Annotated in this window: 18 protein-coding genes; 5 read left to right on the forward strand and 13 right to left on the reverse strand. The window is 69.8% G+C overall.

What is annotated here, in order from left to right:
• The first annotated feature begins 56 nt into the window (after positions 1 to 56).
• Positions 57 to 758 (forward strand): phosphate signaling complex protein PhoU, encoded by a 702-nt coding sequence (gene phoU / locus FL625_RS15795; protein ID WP_149589639.1) that lies wholly within the window; start codon positions 57 to 59, stop codon positions 756 to 758.
• Between the two features lies 1 nt (position 759).
• Positions 760 to 1,452, forward strand: a complete 693-nt coding sequence (gene phoB / locus FL625_RS15800; RefSeq protein WP_149589640.1) for a phosphate regulon transcriptional regulator PhoB — start codon at positions 760 to 762, stop codon at positions 1,450 to 1,452.
• A gap of 226 nt (positions 1,453 to 1,678) precedes the next feature.
• Here phoB and FL625_RS15805 read toward each other — a convergent pair whose 3' ends face one another.
• Positions 1,679 to 2,992 carry an aspartate aminotransferase family protein gene (locus FL625_RS15805; RefSeq protein WP_149589641.1) on the reverse strand — a complete coding sequence of 438 codons (1,314 nt, stop codon included), beginning with the start codon at positions 2,990 to 2,992 and terminating at the stop codon, positions 1,679 to 1,681.
• Positions 2,989 to 4,014 carry a phosphotransferase gene (locus FL625_RS15810; RefSeq protein ID WP_149589642.1) on the reverse strand — a complete coding sequence of 342 codons (1,026 nt, stop codon included), beginning with the start codon at positions 4,012 to 4,014 and terminating at the stop codon, positions 2,989 to 2,991. Before FL625_RS15810 ends, FL625_RS15805 begins: the two co-directional genes overlap by 4 nt.
• Before the next feature lie 257 nt (positions 4,015 to 4,271).
• Between FL625_RS15810 and hemP the strand changes: the two genes are divergently transcribed.
• Positions 4,272 to 4,430, forward strand: a complete 159-nt coding sequence (gene hemP / locus FL625_RS15815) for a hemin uptake protein HemP (RefSeq protein WP_149589643.1) — start codon at positions 4,272 to 4,274, stop codon at positions 4,428 to 4,430.
• Between the two features lie 96 nt (positions 4,431 to 4,526).
• On the opposite strand, the gene ppsA is transcribed toward hemP, so the two are convergent.
• Positions 4,527 to 6,947, reverse strand: a complete 2,421-nt coding sequence (ppsA, locus tag FL625_RS15820) for a phosphoenolpyruvate synthase (protein ID WP_149589644.1) — start codon at positions 6,945 to 6,947, stop codon at positions 4,527 to 4,529.
• A gap of 134 nt (positions 6,948 to 7,081) precedes the next feature.
• Here ppsA and FL625_RS15825 point away from each other — a divergent pair, with 134 nt between their 5' ends.
• Complete coding sequence (locus tag FL625_RS15825) at positions 7,082 to 7,441, forward strand: hypothetical protein (RefSeq protein WP_149589645.1); 360 nt, start codon at positions 7,082 to 7,084, stop codon at positions 7,439 to 7,441.
• Positions 7,442 to 7,525: 84 nt separating this feature from the next.
• Here the strand turns inward: FL625_RS15825 and moaA are convergent, their stop codons facing one another.
• Complete coding sequence (gene moaA, locus FL625_RS15830) at positions 7,526 to 8,527, reverse strand: GTP 3',8-cyclase MoaA (protein WP_149589646.1); 1,002 nt, start codon at positions 8,525 to 8,527, stop codon at positions 7,526 to 7,528.
• An 85-nt stretch (positions 8,528 to 8,612) separates the two neighbouring features.
• Between moaA and FL625_RS15835 the strand changes: the two genes are divergently transcribed.
• Complete coding sequence (locus FL625_RS15835; RefSeq protein WP_149589647.1) at positions 8,613 to 9,080, forward strand: hypothetical protein; 468 nt, start codon at positions 8,613 to 8,615, stop codon at positions 9,078 to 9,080.
• 62 nt (positions 9,081 to 9,142) lie between these two features.
• On the opposite strand, the gene nagA is transcribed toward FL625_RS15835, so the two are convergent.
• The 9 genes from nagA to FL625_RS15880 all read right to left on the reverse strand — a co-directional run bounded on the left by nagA (position 9,143) and on the right by FL625_RS15880 (position 19,265).
• Complete coding sequence (gene nagA, locus FL625_RS15840) at positions 9,143 to 10,297, reverse strand: N-acetylglucosamine-6-phosphate deacetylase (RefSeq protein WP_149589648.1); 1,155 nt, start codon at positions 10,295 to 10,297, stop codon at positions 9,143 to 9,145.
• Entirely contained in the window at positions 10,294 to 11,559 is a 1,266-nt protein-coding gene (locus FL625_RS15845; protein ID WP_149589649.1) for a class II D-tagatose-bisphosphate aldolase non-catalytic subunit, read from the reverse strand. The genes nagA and FL625_RS15845 overlap by 4 nt, the downstream gene beginning before the upstream one ends.
• Positions 11,552 to 12,484: an ROK family protein gene (locus tag FL625_RS15850; RefSeq protein WP_149589650.1), complete on the reverse strand. Its 933-nt coding sequence runs from the start codon at positions 12,482 to 12,484 to the stop codon at positions 11,552 to 11,554. Before FL625_RS15850 ends, FL625_RS15845 begins: the two co-directional genes overlap by 8 nt.
• On the reverse strand, positions 12,481 to 13,551 hold the full coding sequence (locus FL625_RS15855; protein WP_149589651.1) for an AgaS family sugar isomerase: 1,071 nt from the start codon (positions 13,549 to 13,551) through the stop codon (positions 12,481 to 12,483). The genes FL625_RS15850 and FL625_RS15855 overlap by 4 nt, the downstream gene beginning before the upstream one ends.
• 229 nt (positions 13,552 to 13,780) lie before the next feature.
• Positions 13,781 to 14,788 (reverse strand): SIS domain-containing protein, encoded by a 1,008-nt coding sequence (locus tag FL625_RS15860; protein WP_235019455.1) that lies wholly within the window; start codon positions 14,786 to 14,788, stop codon positions 13,781 to 13,783.
• A gap of 88 nt (positions 14,789 to 14,876) precedes the next feature.
• The gene (locus FL625_RS15865) at positions 14,877 to 16,019 is read right to left on the reverse strand and encodes a Gfo/Idh/MocA family protein (protein ID WP_149589652.1); all 1,143 of its coding nucleotides are present in this window, start codon (positions 16,017 to 16,019) and stop codon (positions 14,877 to 14,879) included.
• A gap of 15 nt (positions 16,020 to 16,034) precedes the next feature.
• Positions 16,035 to 17,132, reverse strand: a complete 1,098-nt coding sequence (locus tag FL625_RS15870) for an ABC transporter ATP-binding protein (RefSeq protein WP_149589653.1) — start codon at positions 17,130 to 17,132, stop codon at positions 16,035 to 16,037.
• Between the two features lie 61 nt (positions 17,133 to 17,193).
• The gene (locus tag FL625_RS15875; protein WP_149589654.1) at positions 17,194 to 18,399 is read right to left on the reverse strand and encodes an ABC transporter substrate-binding protein; all 1,206 of its coding nucleotides are present in this window, start codon (positions 18,397 to 18,399) and stop codon (positions 17,194 to 17,196) included.
• A gap of 26 nt (positions 18,400 to 18,425) precedes the next feature.
• Positions 18,426 to 19,265: a carbohydrate ABC transporter permease gene (locus tag FL625_RS15880; protein ID WP_268815790.1), complete on the reverse strand. Its 840-nt coding sequence runs from the start codon at positions 19,263 to 19,265 to the stop codon at positions 18,426 to 18,428.
• Positions 19,266 to 19,267: the final 2 nt, after the last annotated feature.

The following is a 19,267-nucleotide window of genomic DNA, read 5'->3' on the forward strand; positions in this document are numbered from 1 at the left end:
GAAAGACCCCCGGACCGAATCCTACATCACCGGCCGCATCGGCTAAGGAGCCCGAGATGAACACCGCGCATATCCTTTCCGCCTTCGACCGCGACCTCGAGGCCGCGCAGGCGCTGGTCATGCGGATGGGCGGGCTGGTCGAGACGGCGCTTCTGGACGCCGCCGAGGCGCTCGACACCCGCGACGAGGACCTGGCCGCGCGGGTCCGGACCGGGGACGCGGCCATCGACGCGCTGGAAGAGCAGATCAACGCGCAATGCGCGCAGCTTCTGGCGCTGCGCGGGCCGACGGCAGGCGACCTGCGCACGGTGCTGACGGTGATGAAGATCGCCGCCGCGCTGGAACGGGCCGGGGATTACGCGAAGAACATGGCCAAGCGGACCGCGGTCCTGTCGCAGATGGCGCAGGTCGCCGGCGCCTCGGGCTCGATCCGGCGGCTGGCCAAGGCGGTGGTGCAGATGCTGACCGACGCGCTGGACGCCTATATCCGCCGCGACGTGAAGCTGGCCGAGGATGTCCGCAAGCGCGACCGGGACGTGGACCAGATGTACAACTCGATCTTCCGCGAGCTTCTGACCCACATGATGGAAGACCCGCGCAACATCGGGCCCTGCATGCACCTGCATTTCATCGCCAAGAACATCGAACGGGTCGGGGATCACGCGACTTCGGTCGCTGAACAGGTGATCTACCTCGTCACCGGCGCGATGCCCGAGGACGAGCGGCCGAAGGTGGACAGCACGGGGACGGGGGTCTGAGATGGCGCGCAGCGGGCAGCCGAGGGTGCTTCTGGTCGAGGACGAACCCGCGCAGCGGGCGGTCCTGGCCTACAACCTGGAAGCCGAGGGCTTTGCGGTGACGCAGGCCGACAACGGCGAGGATGCGATCGTGCTGGTGGACGAGGAGGACCCCGACATCATCATCCTCGACTGGATGATGCCGAAGGTGTCGGGCATCGAGGTCTGCCGCCGGCTGAAGATGCGGCCCGACACGCGGTCGATCCCGATCATCATGCTGTCGGCCCGGGCCGAAGAGGTGGACCGGATCCGGGGGCTCGAGACCGGTGCGGACGATTATGTGGTGAAGCCCTATTCGGTGCTGGAACTGATGGCGCGGGCGCGGGCGCAGCTGCGCCGCGTGCGGCCCTCGACCGCGGGGATGGTGCTGGAGCACGAGGACATCCGGCTGGATCCGGAAAGCCACCGGGTCTATCGCGGCGACAAGGTGCTGAAGCTGGGGCCGACCGAATTCAAGCTGCTGGTCACGCTGATGGAGCGCCCCGGCCGCGTGTTTTCCCGCGAGCAGCTGCTGGACCTCGTCTGGGGGCGCGACATCTATGTCGATACCCGGACGGTGGATGTCCATGTCGGGCGGCTGCGGAAGAGCCTGATGCAGCACGGCGGCAGCGATCCGGTGCGCACCGTGCGCGGGGCCGGGTACTCGCTGGGTTGATCTGTCCACGGTGGACATTTCCGGATTTCCACGGCGGATCAACATGTTGAGCGTGGGTGTCAGGAGTTTGTCAACCTTCTGATCCGGCCCCGCGCGGGTATCGCAAGGCGCGCTGGCGCGCCGGTTTCCTGTCTCGTCGTCGGGCCTTCGCCCTCCTCCTCGGGGAACGAGGGGCGCTGCCCCTCGCGCTCCCCGGAGTATTTGGGAAAAGGGCAAGAGGCAGAGGTCAGAGGCTGGGAAGGAGTCGGTCGAGGGTGGTCAGTACCCGATCGACATCGGACAGGCTGAAGGGGAGCGGCGGGCGGATCTTGAGGCTGTCGCCGCGCGGGCCGGTGGAACTGATCAGGATATGGTTGTCGCGGAGCGCGTTGACGAGACGCGCGGTGCGGGCGGGGTCGGGGCGGCCATCGGTCAGGATGGTCTGGCCGATGAAGAGGCCCGCGGCGCGGGTTTCCCCGATGGCGTCGTGGCGCCCGGCGAGGCCGCGCAGTCCCTCGGCGAAGGCCGTGCCCACGGTCAGGGCGTTCTGTTGCAGCCCTTCGTCGCGGATCACGTCGAGGACGGCGAGGCCCACGGCGGCGGCCACGGCATTGCCGCCGAAGGTGTTGAAGTAGCGCGCCTTCTGGCCGAATTCGGCGATGGTGTCGGGCCTCACGGCCAGGCCCGCCATCGGGTAGCCATTGCCCATCGGCTTGCCCATGCTCACCATGTCGGGGATCACCCCGTGCCGCTGGAAGCCCCAGAACTGGCTGCCAGTGCGGCCGAAGCCGGGTTGCACCTCGTCGGCGAGGAAGAGGCCACCTGCCTTGCGGATCGCGGCGGCGGCGGGGACGAGGAAGCCTGGCGGGTCGGGGAAGACGCCATCCGAGGAGAAGATCGTGTCGACGATGAGGAGGGCGGGTCGGATGCCCTGTGCCTGCATCCGGTCGCAGGCAGCGGAGACGGCGGCGGCGAAGCCCTCGGCGATGCCGCTCGGGTAGTTCTGCGCTGACGGGGCGGGGATCGGGAAGACGGTCGGGCCGGGGGCGACGGCGGGGCCGATCGACATGGACATTTCGGCGGTGGCGAGGGTGACGCCGTGGTAGGCGTTGTCGGTGACGATGACCCCGGTGCCGCCGGTCGCCGCGCGGGCGATGCGCAGCGCGAGGTCGTTCGCCTCGGACCCGGTGCAGGTGAACATCACGTGGGACAGCTCGGGCGGGAAGAGGGCGAGGAGCTGCTCGGCATAGGCGAGGATGCCGTCGTGCAAGTAGCGGGTGTGGGTGGCCAGCGTGGCGGCCTGGCGGGACAGGGCTTCGACGACGCGGGGGTGGCAATGGCCGACCGAGGCCACGTTGTTGTAGCAGTCGAGATAGCGCGTGCCGTCGGGGGCGTAGAGGTGGACGCCTTCGCCCCGGACCAGGTGGACGGGGGTTTCGTAGAACAGCCGGTAGGCGGGGCCGAGGGCCTTGGCGCGGCGTTGGGCCAGGGCCTCGTCCTCGGGCGAGAGGTGCCCGGCGCCGGGGGTGTAGGCGTTGAGCATGGTGGTCTGGCGGGTCATGTGGGCAGGCTTTCGCAGGCGGTGAGGAGGGTGGCGGCAAGTGTCTCGGGGTCGGTGAGCGCGTCGAGGCCCGCGCGGGAGGTGGGGGCGTTGCGCAGGATGTAGGCGGCATTGTCCGGGTAGCGGCCGGCGCGCCAGGCGGAGATGGTGAGGGTGGTGACGAGCCGGGCGGTGACGAGGTCGGGGAGGAGTCGGATTTCCTGTGCTGTCAGGGGGTTGGCCCGGTGGTAGGCGGTGGTGAGCGGGATCAGCAGCGCCGGCGGATTGGCGGGCTCGATCAGGTAGGAGGCGGCGACGGCGAGGTCGCAGACCCGGTGCGACAGCGTCATGTCGCCGAAGTCGAGGATGCCGGTGAGGCGGGTCGGCTCGGCAGGGTCGGCGAGGAGGTTGTGCGGGTTGAAGTCGCCGTGGATCACCTGGCGGGGAAGCTGGGCGAGGCCGGGGGCGATGTGGGTGCGGAAGCGGGCGAGGAAGGTGATGACCCTAGGCCTCAGGTCGTCCGGGAGGGCGCCCGTCAGGGGGGCCAGGTCGGGGGTGTTGCGGATGTCCCAGAGGAGGTGATGGTCGGCCGCCGGGTGATGGAAGAGGGCGAGGGTGGCATCGAGTTCGCCCAGGGCGCGGCCGATGGAGGCGGCGAGGGCCGGAGTGCGGGGGAGATGCGCGAGAGGGTTGCCGGGGACCCAGGTGAGGAGGCGGAGGGCGCCGTCCGGGGTGGGCAGGATGTGCCGGCCGTCGCGCGTGGCGACGACCCGTGGGGTGGGCAGGTCGGGCGCCTCTGCCGCCGTGTGCAGGAGCGCCCGGGTCTGGAAGTCGGTGAGCGCGGCGGGCTCGGCAGGGTTGGCGAGTTTCAGGGTGAACACGCCCTGCGCGCTGTCGAGGCGGTGGTTCTGGTCGCGTTCGGAGGTGAGGGGATGGAGGGTGCCGGACAGGCCCCAATGGCTGGCGACAAGGGCGGCAAGCGCCGGGGTCGGCACCTGGGGCGGGGGGAGAGAGAGGAGGGAGCCTGCGGGGTCCTGGGTCATGTCGGGTCTCGGCCGGCAGGATAGCCGCTGCCGCGCCGGGGGCCAGCGGAATATGCGTTGACATGGTTGACTGTTTTAGTAAGGATAATGGGCAGAAGCCCAGCCAGCCCGTTCGGGTCCGCCCGGTGTGTCCGTCATCTGGAGGTCGTCATGCCCGAGCATCATTTCCCTTTGCGGGATTTTCTGGATCTGGTCACCCTGGCAGCCATGCCGGGCGCATTGCTTGAGGCGCTGATGGCGCGGCTGGAGGTGCGGGAATGAACGCCCATGTCGAACCCTGGCTGACGGCGGATGCCACGCCGGTGCATGACGCGCGGGTGCTGACCGAGGGAGGGTCTCTGGCTCGGATCGTGCTGGACGGGCAGGTCTATGCGCTGCGGATCACGCGGGCGGGCAAGTTGATCCTGACGAAATGACCCTGCCGGACCGGCGACACACGCGGCTGGACAGGTCGTGCGGGGCGACGGCCGTCCCGTCGGTTCCGTCGCGTCGCAGGCGGCGGCCGCGCCGTGTCAGGCCTTCTTCGCAGCCCTCTTCGCAGCCTTCGCCATGCGACGCTCGGCCTCGGCGACGTTGCGTTTGACGGCGACGAAGCTGTCGGGGGTGACGGAGATCGAGTCGATTCCGGCTTTCACCAGGAGCCTGGCGAAGGCCGGATCGTTCGAGGGGGCCTGGCCGCAGAGGCCGACCTTGGCCCCGGCCTTGTGGGCGCGCGAAATCAGGCTTTCGATCATCCACAGGACCGCGGGGTCGGATTCGTCGAACAGTGCGGCCAGGTCGCCGCTGTCACGGTCGACGCCGAGGGTCAGTTGGGTCAGGTCGTTCGAGCCGATGGAGAAACCGTCGAAGCGGGCGGCGAAGTCCTCGGCCAGGATCACGTTGGCGGGGATCTCGCCCATCACATAGACCTGGAGGCCGTCCTTGCCGCGCTTCAGCCCGTGTTTCGCCATCGTGGCGAGGACACGGTCGGCCTCGGCCGGACTGCGGCAGAAGGGGATCATCACGACGACATTGTCGAAGCCCATCTCGCGGCGCAGGCGCTGGATCGCGCGGCATTCGAGCGCGAAGCCGGCCTCGTACCGGGGCGAGTAGTAGCGCGAGGCGCCGCGGAAGCCGATCATCGGGTTTTCCTCGTGCGGCTCGAACTCGCGACCGCCGAGGAGGTCGGCGTATTCGTTGGTCTTGAAGTCGCTCATCCGCACGATGACCGGGTTCGGCCAGGCAGCGGCGGCAATCTGCGACAGGCCGCGGGCGAGGCCGTCGACGAAATATTCGGTCTTGTCGGCGTAGGCGCGGGTCAGCTCGGCTATCTCGGCCCTCGCCGCTTCGTCCTTGAGACTGCCGAAATGGACCAGCGCCATCGGATGCACCTTGAGCGCGTTGTTGATGACGAACTCCATCCGCGCAAGGCCCACCCCGTCGGCCGGCAGGCGCCACCAGCGGAAGGCGGCGGAGGGGTTGGCCATGTTGAGCATGACCCGGGTCCGCGTGGCGGGCAGGTCGTCGAGGCGGAGGTCCTCGGCCGTGAACGCGGCGATGCCTTCGTGGACCACGCCCTCGTCCCCTCCCGTGCAGTTGACGGTGACCTCCTGTTCGTCATGCAGGATGTGGGTGGCGTTACCGCAGCCTACGATGGCGGGCAGCCCGAGCTCGCGGCTGACGATGGCGGCGTGGCTGGTGCGGCCGCCGTGGTCGGTGACGATGGCCGAGGCGCGCTTCATGATCGGGACCCAGTCGGGATCGGTAGTCGAGGTGACGAGGATCGAGCCGTCGACGAAGCGGTCGATGTCCCTGGCGCTTTCCAGGATCGAGACCTTGCCCGTCGCCACTGCGGAGCCCACGGACAACCCCTTGAGAAGCGGCTTTCCGGCCTTGTGCACCGTGTAGGACCGGACCAGCCCGGCCCTGGCGCGGGATTGCACGGTCTCGGGGCGGGCCTGGACGATGAACAACTCGCCCGTGTCGCCGTCGCGCGCCCATTCCATGTCCATCGGCATGCCGTAGTGATTCTCGATGGTGACAGCCATGCGGGCCAGCGCGAGGATTTCCGCGTCGCTCAGGACGAAGGCCGCGCGTTCGGCGCGGGAGGTGGGCACGTTTCGCGTCGTCGCGCCGTCGCCCCCGGCGTAGATCATCTTGATTTCCTTTGCCCCGAGCGACTTCTTGATGATGGGAGTCAGGGATTTCCGGGCAAGGAAGGGTTTGAAGACCTCGTATTCGTCGGGGCTGACCGCGCCCTGCACGACGTTTTCGCCGAGGCCCCAGGCGGCGGTGATGAGCACGACCTTGTCGAAGCCGCTTTCGGTGTCGATCGAGAACATGACGCCCGACCCGCCGGTATCGGACCGCACCATGCGCTGCACCCCGATCGACAGGGCGACCTTCGCGTGATCGAAGCCCTTGAGCGTGCGGTAGGTGATGGCCCGATCGGTGAAGAGCGAGGCGTAGCAGCGGCGGCAGGCGGCGAGCAGGGCCGCCTCGCCGCGGATGTTGAGGTAGGTTTCCTGCTGGCCGGCGAAACTGGCGTCCGGCAGATCCTCGGCGGTGGCCGAGGAACGGACGGCCACGGAAAGATCGGCAGTTCCGGCCCGACGCGACAGTTCGCGGTAGGCCTGCCGGATGTCTGCCTCGATGTCGGCGGGCCAGGTGCCGTCGAGGATCATCGCGCGGACCTGGGCGCCGGCTTCGTGCAGCGGGATCCGGTGGTCCTGCCAACGCTGGAGAATCCGGGCGATGCGGTCGGGCAGATCGTTGGCCGACAGGTAGGCGCGGTAGGCGTCGGCGGTGGTCGCAAAGCCGCCGGGAACCCTGATGCCCTTGCGGCCTAGCTCTTGGACCATTTCTCCCAGCGAACTGTTCTTGCCGCCGACGAGGGCGACATCCCGGCGCGACAGGGTTTCGAACCAGAGGATGTTGGGGGATGTCTGCGCCATCGCTTGCCTCCTGGCGGGAACAGGGCTTCGGGGCCGAGCATGCCTTGGGAAAGCGCGGCCGGTCTTGACGCGGATCAAGGCGGGGCGCCGCGCGGCGGATTTATCTGGATGAGGCGCAGCAAGGGAGAGGCAAGATGAGCAAGGCGGAAATCCGGAGCCTGATCGGACGGATCAGCCGAGAGCCTGCCGTGACTGCAGAGCTTCTGGACGAAGCGGCGGTCCTGGTGCGCCGGGTGTTTCCGAAGACGCCGGAGGTGACGGGCGGGGCGGACGTGATCGGGCAGTTGCTGCACATGATCGATGTGTCGTTGCCGGGCTGGACGATCCAGCTGACCGGCAAGGCGCAGGAGCCCGACGGGCACTGGCGCTGTTCGCTGCGCGAGACACGCGGCAGCGACGAGGTCGAGGTGATCGGCCTGGGCAGCGGCCGCGTCGTCGAGCTGGCACTGCTGGAGGCCCTGTTGCACGTGGCCGAACAGAAGGCTTTGGTCTGAGGCGCCCGAGGACGGGCTCGTCGTCGACTGCGTCGCTCCTCGCGCCTGGCCGCCCGACGAGACGCAGGAGGCGATCGATGAGGCCTATCCGCCGGTATGGCTCATGTGGCGGGTGATCTGGCCGGCGACCTTCTGGCGGCTGTAGTCGAAGTCATGGCCCCTGGGCTTGCGCGCGATGGCGGCGCGGATCGCCTGTTCGAGCTGCGCGTCGTCGGGGCTGGCGCGGAGGGGCGCGCGGAGGTCGGCCATGTCCTCTTGCCCCAGGCACATGTAAAGCTCGCCCGTGCAGGTGAGCCGCACGCGGTTGCAGCTTTCGCAGAAATTGTGGGTGAGCGGCGTGATGAAGCCGACCTTCTGGCCGGTCTCCTCGATGCGGACATAGCGGGCGGGGCCGCCGGTGCGTTCGGCGAGGTCAGTGAGAGTGAAGCGTTGGGCCAGGCGGGCACGCAGGTCCTTCAGCGGCCAGTACTGGTCGAGGCGGAGGGGGGACATGTCCTCGCCCATCGGCATGACCTCGATGAAGGTGAGGTCGTGGCCCTGCGCGGCGCACCAGTCGAGGAGGGGAAAGAGCTCGTCCTCGTTGAAGCCTTTCAGCGCGACGGCGTTGATCTTGACGCGGAGACCGGCGGCCTTCGCGGCCTCGATGCCGTCGAGGACCTGGGGGAGGCGGCCCCAGCGGGTGATCTGCGCGAACTTGTCGGGGTCGAGCGTGTCGAGCGAGACGTTGACGCGGCGGACGCCGAGGTCGGCCAGCGGTTGCGCGAATTTCGCAAGCTGGCTGCCGTTGGTGGTGAGCGTGAGTTCCTTCAGCGCGCCGTTTTCGAGGTGGCGCGACATCGCCTGAAAGAAGGTGAGGATGCCCTTGCGGACCAAGGGTTCGCCCCCGGTGATGCGCAGCTTCTGCACGCCCATGCGGACGAAGGCGGAGCAGAGGCGGTCAAGCTCCTCGAGGCTGAGGAGGTCGGCCTTGGGCAGGAAGGTCATGTGTTCCGACATGCAGTAGGTGCAGCGGAAGTCGCAGCGGTCGGTGACCGAGACGCGCAGGTAGCTGATGGCGCGGGCGAAGGGGTCGATGAGCGGCTGCATGGGGGCAAGTTAGGCCCGGGCGGCCTGTCGCACAAGTGCGAGAGCGGCGATTGCCGGGGCGGAAACGGCAGGTTAGGCTACGACCATGCGACAGCTTGTGTTCCTGCCCGTTTTCGCCCTGGCCCTGTCGGGCTGTGCCCTGTTCCAGCCGCAGGGAGGTCCGAAGGCAACGGTCGCGCCTGCAGCGGCGCCCGAGGCGGCGCCGGCGGTCGCGACGACGCCGCTCGGCACGGCACGGGCGGTGAGTGCGGCGGCGCTGGACCAGACCACGGCCGAGGAGAAGGCGGCGGCGCTGGCGGCGCCGGCCAAGGGCGGCGAGCGCGAGCTGGGCAAGGTGGTCGTGGCGCTGGGCCCGCCGGCCGAGCAGGGGATCTGGCTGTCCTCGGCTCTGGTCAAGGAGAAGGCGCAGGGGCGGATCGTGACGGCCGAGGGCAAGTCGCTGGCGGTGGAATTGCGGCCGGGGACGGGGGCGGCGCTGCTGTCGCTCGCGGCGTTCCAGGCGCTGGGGCTGGGTCTGACCTCGCTGCCCGAGGTGACGGTCTTCGGGTCCTGACCCACGCGGCCGGGGGTTTCACTCCCGGACCCCCGAGAGTATTTGGCAAAAGGGCAAGCAGGTCAGGCGGGCTGGGTGGCCAGGTGGTCGGCAAGCGTTCCGGTGACCTGCCAGTCCGCGTCGAGGATCAGGAGGTCGGCCGCCGCGCGCCGTTCGGGGCTGGCGAGCTCGGGCCGGCCCATGAGGCGCGCGGGGGCGGAGACGGCCATGTCGAGCGCGGTGTCCGGCGCGGCGCCAACGGCGGTGATGAGGCGGCGCAGGCCCTCGGCCATGGTGACATGGGCGCCGGCGAGCGAGCCTTCGGCATTCACGAGGCGGCCGTCCTTGAGCCAGATGTCGCGGCCGTAGAGGCGGAAGTGGTCCGAGCCGCCGACGGTGCACATGGCGTCGGAGACGAGGAACATCCGGCCGGGCAGGGGGCGGGCGCGCAGGGCGAGGCCCACCATTTCATCCGCGACATGGATGCCGTCGCAGATGATGCCGGCATAGGCGGTGGAATTGATGCAGGCACCGGTCACGCCGGGGGCGCGGTTCAGCATCGGCGACATGGCGTTGAAAAGATGGGTGAAGCAGGTGGCGCCGGCCTCGAGGAGCGCGCGGACATCGGCGGCGGTGGCGTCGGAATGGCCGATCGAGACCACGGCGCCGGTCGCGGCGAGGCGGGCCACGTCCTGCGGGCTGGTGGTTTCGGGGGCGACGGTGATCTTGACGAAGATCCCCTCCTCGCGCAGGCGGCGGACATGGGCGAGCGTCGCGGGTTCGAAGGGGCGGATCCATTCGGCGGCATGGGTGCCGCGGCGGGGGAGCGAGAGGTGCGGGCCTTCGATGTGCAGACCGAGGAGGCTGCGGTCGGGCCGGGGTTCGGCGAAGGCGGCGAGCGTGGCCTCGACCGCGCGGGCCAGGACCTCGGGCGCGTCGGTGATGACGGTGGGCAGGATGCCGACGGTGCCGAAGCGGCGATGCGCGGCGGCCATGCGGTGGAGCGCCTCGGGCGACTGGTCGTTGTTGAGGAGCGCGTCGCCGCCGCCGTTGACCTGGAGATCGAGGAAGCCGGGGGTGAGCGTGCCCGCCATGCGGCGCACGGGGGCGCCGGGGGGCGGGTTGTCGGCCAGGGTCAGGCTGCGGTCGCCCGCGACCCCGAGCGCGGCACCGGGGCGAAGCCGCGTGCCGTCGTAGATCGCGTCGGGCAGGAGCCAGAGGTCGGGTTGGGCGGTCATGGCCGGGTTCCCGTGAAGAAGTAGGGGCGCAGGGCGGTCTGCACCCGGGCGAGCGCCAGGGCGCGGGGCAGGGAATGGCGGCTTTCGCGGGCCAGCGCAATCTCCTCTGCGCGGAAATGGGCGGCGAGCAGCGGATCGGGCAGGCGCCTGTCGTCGAGGTCGGCCAGCAGGCGGGCGACGGCCTGTTCAGCCGCGGGGGCGGGCCAGTAGTAGCGGATGCGGTCGGCCAGGCCGAAGTGCCGTTCGGTCCGCGGATCGGCGGTCTGGCCGTGGACATGCGCCTGCCAGTGGGCGGGGTTGGCGAGCATCACCGCCTCCATCGTGTCGGGCAGCGAGGGGCCCGAGGCCCAGCCGTTCTGGGCGCGGATCGTGTCGAGCGCGTAGAGCGCCTCGCGCCAGGCGAAGGTGAGCGCGGGGCCGACCTTCTGGAAGGCGAAGCCCAGTTCCGCGAGGCGGGGGTAGGCCGCGGGGTGCTGGTAGTCGGTCGAATGGGCCTCGAGGCAGAGGCTGGGCCAGTCGGTGAGGGCGTCGAGGAGGTGGGGGTCGCGGGCGAGGGGGAGGTGGTGCACCTCCATCGGCGAGAATTCCACGCCCGGCTGGACGACGAGGCCGCCGATCAGGTCGAGGGGGATGTTCGCGGCCCGGAAGGCGTCGCGGTGGGCGGCGAGGGTGGCCGCCGCGCTGTCCGGGGTGGTGGGCGGGATGTCGCCGTGGTCGTCGGCGCGCGCGCCGCCGGGGGGAGGGACCTCGGTGCCGATGACGAAGAGGAGTGCGGCGGGATCGGGCGCATGGGCAAGCGCGGTGGCGGCCAGCGCAGCAGAGCGGGCGGCGGTGACGGCATCGGGAAGCTGGGCGGGTTCCCCGGCGCAGCCTTCGGAGCAGTCGAGGTGGATCTTGGTGAAGCCCGCGGCGGCATAGTCGACGACCATGCGGTGGGCCTTGTCCATCGCCTGTCCGGCAGGCAGGCGCCGCCAGGCCTGGGGGCCGAGATGGTCGCCGCCGAAGAGGAGGCGCGAGGGCGAGACCCCGGCGCGGGCGGCGATGTCCCGGACGAAGCCGATGAAACCCGCCGGGGTCAGTCCGGTATAGCCGCCGTCCTGGTTGACCTGGTTCGAGGTGGCCTCGACGACGAGGGGCTGGTCGAGCGCCTCTGCCAGGGTGAGGGAGGCCTCTAGCGCCTGCGCATGGGCGGTGCAGACCGAGGGGATGGCGACGGCCTCTCCTGCCCGGTTGCGGGCGATGATCCGGCGGAGGTCAGGCATGGGCGGTCTCCTGTCCGGCTCCGGTCAGGGCATGGAGGGCCGCGCCGCGCGCGCCGGAGGCGTCGCCGCCCTGGGCCAGGCGGATCGCGGGGATCGGGAAGCCGCGGAGCGTGGCGGCGGAGAGGCGGCGGGTGAGGTCGTCGGTCAGGCCCGGCGCGCGTGAAAGGCCGCCGCCGAGGACGATGACCTGGGGGTCGAGGGTGAGGCAGAGCGTCACCAGGAACTCGGTGGCGAGGTCGAGCCAGATCTCCCAGGCGAGCGCGAAGGCGGGGGTGGCGGCGCGGCCGGCGACGATGGTTTCGGGCGCGTGGTCCTGGCCGGTCAGATGTGCCGCGATGCGGGTAAGGCCGGGGGCGGAGAGGTAGGTTTCCGCGCAGCCCTCGCGCCCGCAGCCGCAGCGCAGGAGCGGCAGGTTGTGGGCGACGATGGGGCCGGCGGCGAGGGGGAAATGGCCGAACTCGCCCCCGGTGGCGGCGGGCGAGGGCAGGAGGCGGCCGCCGGTGACGACCCCGCCCGCAACGCCGGTGCCGAGGATCAGGCCCACGGCGGGATCGGCGTCCCGGGCGGCGCCGAGCCGGGCTTCGGAGAGGGCGAGGGCGCGGCAGTCGTTGATCCAGGCGACGGGGCGGCCGGCGGCGGCGGCGAGGTCGGCGGGGAAGGGCTTGCCGGTGGCGGGGAGGTTCGAGGTGAGCGCGAGGCCGGTCGCGGGGTTCACGAGGCCCGCGGCGGAGATGCCGACGGGCAGGCCGGGGGCCTGGGCATCGCACCAGCGGATCGCCCCGGCCATGGCGGCGAGGAGACCGGCATAATCCTTCGGCGTCGGCCAGCGGTGGCGGGCGGCAAGCTGCCAGTCGGGGCCGAAGACCTGCGCCTCGATCTTGGTGCCGCCGAGATCGATGCCGGCAGAGATCGGGACTGCAGTCATGGCGTCACCGGGTGGAGCTTCACGCCCGAGACGACGCGGGTCAGCGTGCCCTGGCCGGCAAAGGGGTCATCGACGTTCAGGCCGAGGGCGTCGGACCAGGTGACGGCGAGGATCTGGGCCAGCGCGACGTAGAGGGGGGCGGACCAGAGGTCGTCGAAGCCCGGGGGCAGGTCCGGGGCGGTGATGCGGCTGGCCGGGAACTGGGCGCGCAGTTCGGCGAGGAGATCCTCGTCATAGGCGCGGGCATGGGGATCGGCGGAGCGGAAGAGCCAGAGGTCGGTTTCCCCCACCGTGAAGCTTTTCGGCCCGTGGCGGAAGCCGAGAGACGAATCCCAGAGCGCGGGGATGCGGCCGGCGGACAGCTCCATCACCTTGAGCGCGGCTTCGCGGGCGGCGAAGGCGAGGGGGCCGGTGCCGAGGAATACGGCGCGGGCGGGACGGCGGGCGGCCGCTGCCTCGGAGCGGAAGCCGGGCAGGAGGGCGGCGAGGCAGTCCGCCAGGGCGGCGAAGCGCGCGGGGGTGGCTTCGGGCGCGAGGCCCGGGTCGAAGAGGGCGGCGGCGGTCAGGAGCATGGTCGAGAAGCTGGAGGTCATCGCGAAGCCCTGATCGTGGGTCGCCTCGGGCAGGGTGATGACGCTGGCTTTCGGGTCGCGGCCAAGGGCAGAGGCGGCGTTGCAGGTGATGTGGAGGCGCGGCCAATGGGGCGCGAGGGCGTCCAGCGCCTGCTGGAGACCGATCGATTCCGCCGAATTGCCCGAGCGGCCGAAGCTGACGATCAGTTTCGGGGCGCCGGTCAGGCAGGCATGGGGGCGGGCGACGATGTCGGTCGTCGGGACGGCGCGGAGGCGGGGGCCCCGCTGGCCTTCGTGGCGGCCTTCGAGGCCGGAGGCGAGGATGTCGCCGATATAGGCCGAGGTGCCGGCGCCGCAGAACCAGACCTCTGCCGCGCCGGTCGCCGCGATCCGGCGGCGCAGGTCGGCGACGGGCAGCTGCACGCCCCAGTCGGCCCAGATCGCGGGCTGGGCGAGGATCTCGCGGAAGGTGGCGTGGCGGGTCAGGTCGGTCATGTCCGGTCTTTCTGCATCGGTCGGGTGCCCCCCACCCCCGGCCCCTCCCCACGCGAGGGAGGGGAGGCGCGGGACCGGAGGCGGCGGTGCGGGGGGAGGCGGCGGGCAGATTGCGCGCCTGCGGCGCAAGCCTTCTGTCTCGCCTCTGGCCTGCGGCCAACCGGCTCGGCGCGGCCTCCGGCGGGAGTATTTGGCAAAGGGCAAATGGGCCGTGCGATGCGGGGAGCGGTCATCGGGTTTCGGTCACCTTGGAGAGCGTTGCCGGGCGGTCGGGGTCGTGGCCGAGGGCGAGGGCGGTTCGGAGAGCGAGGGGGTAGGTAAGGCAGAGGAGCGCGGCGGCGGCGGCGGCGGGGGTGAGGCCGGTCGCGCCGGCATCCGAGGGGCGGAGTCGGAAGACGGTGCCGCCGGCGGCGCGGAAGCGGGTCTCGGCGGTGTCGAGGCTGTCCTGCACCTCGGCCTGTTCGGTGTCGAGGATCAGGATGAGGAGCGGGTTGGTGACGAGTTGCAGCGGGCCGTGCAGGACCTCTGAGGAGGAATAGGCCTCGGCATGGAGCGCGCAGCATTCCTTGAGTTTCAGCGCCAGTTCCTGCGCCGCTCCGAAGCCGGTGTCGCGGCCGATGACATAGACGTGGGAGGCGCGCAGGAGGGCGGCGAGCAGGGCGCGGGTCTGCGGCAGTTCGCGGCCGTGGAGCGCGGCGACGGCCCGGGCGGAGGCCGCGGCGCGGGGGGCGTAGGCGGGCACCAGCGCGGAGAGGAGCGCCATGCCGCCGGCGATGGCGCCGACCACGGACTTGGTGGCGGGAACGGCGCGTTCCGGCCCTGCGCCGATGCGGACCGTGGCCTGGGCCTCGGCCTCGACCGGGCTGTCGGGGGCGTTGGTGAGCGCGAGGACGGTCGCGCCCATCGCCCTTGCCCCGCTGGCGGAGCGGACCAGGTCGGGCGAGGCGCCGGATTGCGAGACGACGAGGACCGCGCTGTCCTTCAGCCGGACGCCGCCACCGAGCGAGAAGATCGAGGGCGGCAGCGAGGTCGCGGGCAGGCCGGTTTCGCGCATGATCTCGTAGGACAGGATGTTCGCGGCGGCGTCCGAGGAGCCGCGGGCGACGGTGTAGATCGCGCGCAGGGCGGGGAGGTCGGGCAGGGCGACGGGTTGCGCGACCGAGGCGGCGAAGACGGCCGGAGCCTCGGCGATCTCGCGCGCCATGTGCTGGCCGGCGTCGGGGGAGAGGTCGATCATGGCGGTCATCCGGATGCGGCCTCCCACCCCCAGCCCCTTCCCACGGAGGGGGAGGGGAGGCGCGGGGCGTTGAGGTCGGGAGCAGGGGTCATGGGCGCAGCCCGTGAGCGTCGAGCTGTGCCCAGGTGTCGGTCAGGTCCAGGATGCGGCCGGTGATGCGCGCCTCGTCCAGCGCGAGCGCGGCGATGCCGGCCTCCATCGCGTCGAGGATCGAGACGGGCAGGCTGTCGCGTTCCCCGCGCAGGTAGGCGGTGATGTCGCGGCACATGAGCTGGTCGGCGCCGTAATGCGCCCCCTTCATCGCGGTGCCCTGGGTGTAGTCGTGGTCGGCGAGGCGGCGGCCGTCGCGGGCGGTGACGCGCAGGAAGCCGCGGACGAAATCGCCTTCGGCCATGCCATGCGTGCCCATCACGCAGAAGCGGCGGTGTTCGTCGGGGACGTTGAGGTTGGTGTGGAAGGCGAGGCTGGCGCCGGTTTCGTATTCCAGGATCGCGGTCTGGAAATCCACGATGTCGCCGTCCGAGGTGAAGGGATCGTCGGTCGCCTCCCATACGGATTTCTTGACGTGGAAGATCTCGGCCTCGGCATTCGAGCGGGGCGCGTTGGCGGGGACGAAGCTCTTGCGGCCGCCGAAGCTGGCCACGCGGCGGGGGCGCGAGCCGGTGACCATGTTGTAGATGTCGAGGTCGTGGCAGCACTTCTCCAGCATGAAGCCGCCGGCGAGGCCGGTCTTGCGGCGCCAGTCGCGCATGAAGAAGGCGCCGTGGTAGGGGCCGATGTGTTCGTTGGCCTCTAGGGAGGTGATCTCGCCCAGCCAGCCTTGCGCCATGGCGGCACGGAGGTCCACCATGTGCTGCGAATAGCGCAGGACGAGGCCGACCATCGCGCGGTTTACCCCGCCGTGTCTTGCCAGCAGGCGGGCGAGTTCCAGCGTCTCCTCGATCGAGACCACCACGGGCTTTTCGGTGAAGACCTGCACCCCGGCCTCGAGCCCGAGGCGGATCTGGTCGAGGTGGAAGACGTTCGGCGAAAAGACGCAGTAGAGGTCGGGGCGGGCGTCCGACAGCATCGCCTCGATGGAAGGATAGCGCGGGGTGTCCTCGCCGATCATGGCCAGATGCGTGGGCTGCGGGTCGTAGTAGCCGACGACTTCGGCCTCGGGCATTTCTGCCTTCAGCGTGGTCAGGACATGACCGGCCCGCAGGCCGATGCCCGAGGTGACGATACGCATCGCTTTCTCCTTCGGTCAGGCGGCGAGAGCGGGGGCCTGCCGGCGCCGCAGCACGCGGCCCTGGGCGTCGAAGACATGGGCGTCGGCTGGGGCGAAGGTCAGGCCGACCTCTTCGCCCTCGTGGACGGCGGTGTCGCCGGGCAGGGCGGCGCAGAGCTTCAGCCCGTCGCCCATCATCCCGTAGGCGATGGCGGTGCCGCCGAGCCGTTCGAGCACCCGAAGCCGCATCGCAAGGCCCTGGCCGAGCGTGAGGTTTTCCGGGCGCAGGCCGACCTCGACCCGGTCGCCGGCGCGGGTGGTGCCGGGATCGACGGGCAGGGTCATCTGCGCGCCGCCGTGGAAGGCGACGGTCACGCCCTCGGCCCCGGTGCCGGTGACGGTGGCGGGGATCAGGTTCATGTTGGGCTGGCCGATGAAGGTGGCCACGAACCGGGTCGCGGGGTGGTGGTAAAGCTCCATCGGGGTGCCGAACTGTTCGATCCGGCCCTTGTTCAGGACGACGATGCGGTGGGCCATGGTCATCGCCTCGACCTGGTCGTGAGTGACATAGACCATGGTCGCGTCGAGGTCGCGTTGCAGGGCGGAAAGTTCGACCCGCATCTCGCCGCGCAGGGCCGCGTCGAGGTTCGAGAGCGGTTCGTCGAACAGGAACACCTTGGGATTGCGCACGATCGACCGGCCGATGGCGACGCGCTGGCGCTGGCCGCCGGACAGCTGGCCGGGTTTCAGCGAGAGCTTCTCGGTCAGTTGCAGGATCTCGGCCGCGCGGGCGACCTTGGCCTTGACCTCGGCCTCGGGCAGGCGGGCGACGCGGAGCGGGAAGGCGATGTTCTCGAAGATCGAGAGGTGAGGGTAGAGCGCGTAGCTCTGGAACACCATCGAGATGCCGCGATCCACCGGGGCGGCATCCGAGACATCCTGGCCGTCGATCAGGATGCGCCCCGAGGTGGCGGCCTCGAGCCCGGCGATGATGCGCAGGAGCGTGGACTTGCCGCAGCCCGAGGGGCCGACGAAGACGACGAATTCCCGGTCGCGGATCGCCAGGTCGATGCCGGACAGCACCTTGTGGGCGCCGAAATCCTTGGTGATGGAGGTCAGGTCGAGCGTGGCCATGGCGGTCTCCGGAGGCAAGGGATGGGGCGGGCCGCAGGATCTGCGGCCCGCCGGGTCGGGGTTACTGGATCGCCTTGATCCCCTCGGCCGCCTCGGTGACGGCGGCGTTGATGTCGGTGATCTCGCCCAGCAGCACGCCCTGGATCATGTTGGTGAACACCGCCTGCAGCGAGGCAAAGTTGTAGACCATGGGTTCGGGCTTGCCGGTCGGGGTCGTCGCGAGGAACAGCTGCCACTCCGGGGCATTGTAATAGAGGTCGGTGATGCCCTGTTCTTCATACTTCTGGATCGGCGGCAGGCCCCATTCCTTGTCGAGCCCGTACTGCGACTTGCCCGAAGTCAGGTGCGCGGCCAGCTTCATCGCCTCTTCTTCGACGCCCGAGCCCTTGAACACGGCGATGGAGTCGGTGATCAGGATCGAGCCCGAACCACCCGAGGGGCCATGCGGGATCGGGCCGGCCTTGAAGTTCTTGGCTGCATGCTGACCCATGCCCCAGGGGCCGGTGACATACATGCCGATCTTGCCGTCCTCGAACAGGGCCTGAAGGTTGCCGCGTTCCAGCGCCGTGGCGCCTTCGGCCATCACCGGCACGAGGTCGGCGTAAAGCTGCAAGGTCTCGCGCGCAGGCACGTCGTCGAACTTCACCTCGCCGGTGACGGTGTCGATCACCGTGCCGCCGTTCGAGTACATGAAGTCCAGGAACATGTGCATCGTGTTGTCGAAGTCCTTGCCCGCGATGCCGATGCCGGCGACGCCGGTCTTTTCCTTGATCGCGGTGGCGGCGGCCTTCATCTCGTCCCAGGTCTCGGGCACCTTGCATTCGAGGCCCGCCTGTTCGAACAGGTCGCAGTTCACGAACATCGCCTTGTTCGAGAAGGCATGCGGGAAGCCCCAGCGCTTGCCGCCGTCCTCGACGGTGGAGAGGATCCCCGGCTGGTAGGCGGCTTCCTGTTCCGGCGTCAGCTCGATCGGCAGGATCTGGTCGGCCTTGGCCAGCTGTTTCAGGAAGCGCGAGCCGATGTAGGCCAGCGCCGGCGGGTCGCCCGCCGCGGCCATCTGCATGGCCTTTTCCGAGCAGGTGCCCCAGGGCAGGAATTCGAGGTTGACCTTGATGTCGGGGTTCGCGGCCATGAATTCGGCCACCGAGTCCTTCTCGGCCTGCCGTTCGTCGCCGCACATGATGTAGTGCACGTCCTTGGCCAGCGCCGGCAGGGCGGTCGCGCCCATCAGGACGCCGGCGAGCGCCAGTCTGTTGAATGTGGTCATGGATAGCCTCCTTGTTGATCGGTCTGTCATTCTTTCACTGCCCCCGCCGTCAGACCGGCGACGAGGTAGCGTTGCAGGAAGAGGAACACGAGAAGGACGGGCGTGATGCCGGTCAGGGCGGCGGCCATCATCATGTTCCACTCGACATTCTGGTAGCCGATGAACTGCAACAGTCCGACCGGCAGCGGGTGCAAGTTGCCGTTGGAGTTGAAGGTCACGGCGAAGAGGTATTGCTGGGCGTAAGCCGTGATGAACACGGTCGTCGCCACCACCACGAGGCCCGGGCCGGCGAGCGGCAGGATCACCCGGCGCAGCGTGTAGAGCCGCGAGGCGCCGTCCATGTAGGCGGCTTCTTCCATTTCCTTGGGGATCTTCTCCAGGTAGCCGCGCAGGAGCCAGATGCCGGTCGGGATCAGGAAGGCCACGCCGGGGATGATCATCGCCCAGTAGGTGTTCAGCAGCCCGAGCGTCCGCATCAGCTTGTAGAGCGGGATCAGTAGGACCGCGCCCGCGAACATGTTGACCGACAGGAACAGGCCCAGCGACTGCGTCTTGAACGGGAAGTCGAGCCGCGCATAGGCGTAGGCGGCGGGCACGATGACGATCATCGCGATGATGGTCACGGTCGTGGCGATGAAGATCGAGTTCCAGATGTAGCGGCCGAGCAGCGGCACGCGCTCCCACATCCGGGTGTAGGCGTCGAAGCTGAAGTCGTCGGACCAGAACTGGTAGGGCGCGCGCAAGATGTGATTGAGCGGCTTCAGCGAGGTCATGAACATCTCGAAGAAGGGCAGGAGGATGAAGGTCAGGAAGACCGCGATCCCGAAGTAGATGCCGATCTTCTGGAGAAGGGTGTAACGGTCCATCA

The sequence above is a fragment of the Tabrizicola flagellatus genome (genome assembly GCF_008271465.1).
In the GTDB taxonomy this organism is placed as follows: domain Bacteria; phylum Pseudomonadota; class Alphaproteobacteria; order Rhodobacterales; family Rhodobacteraceae; genus Tabrizicola; species Tabrizicola flagellata.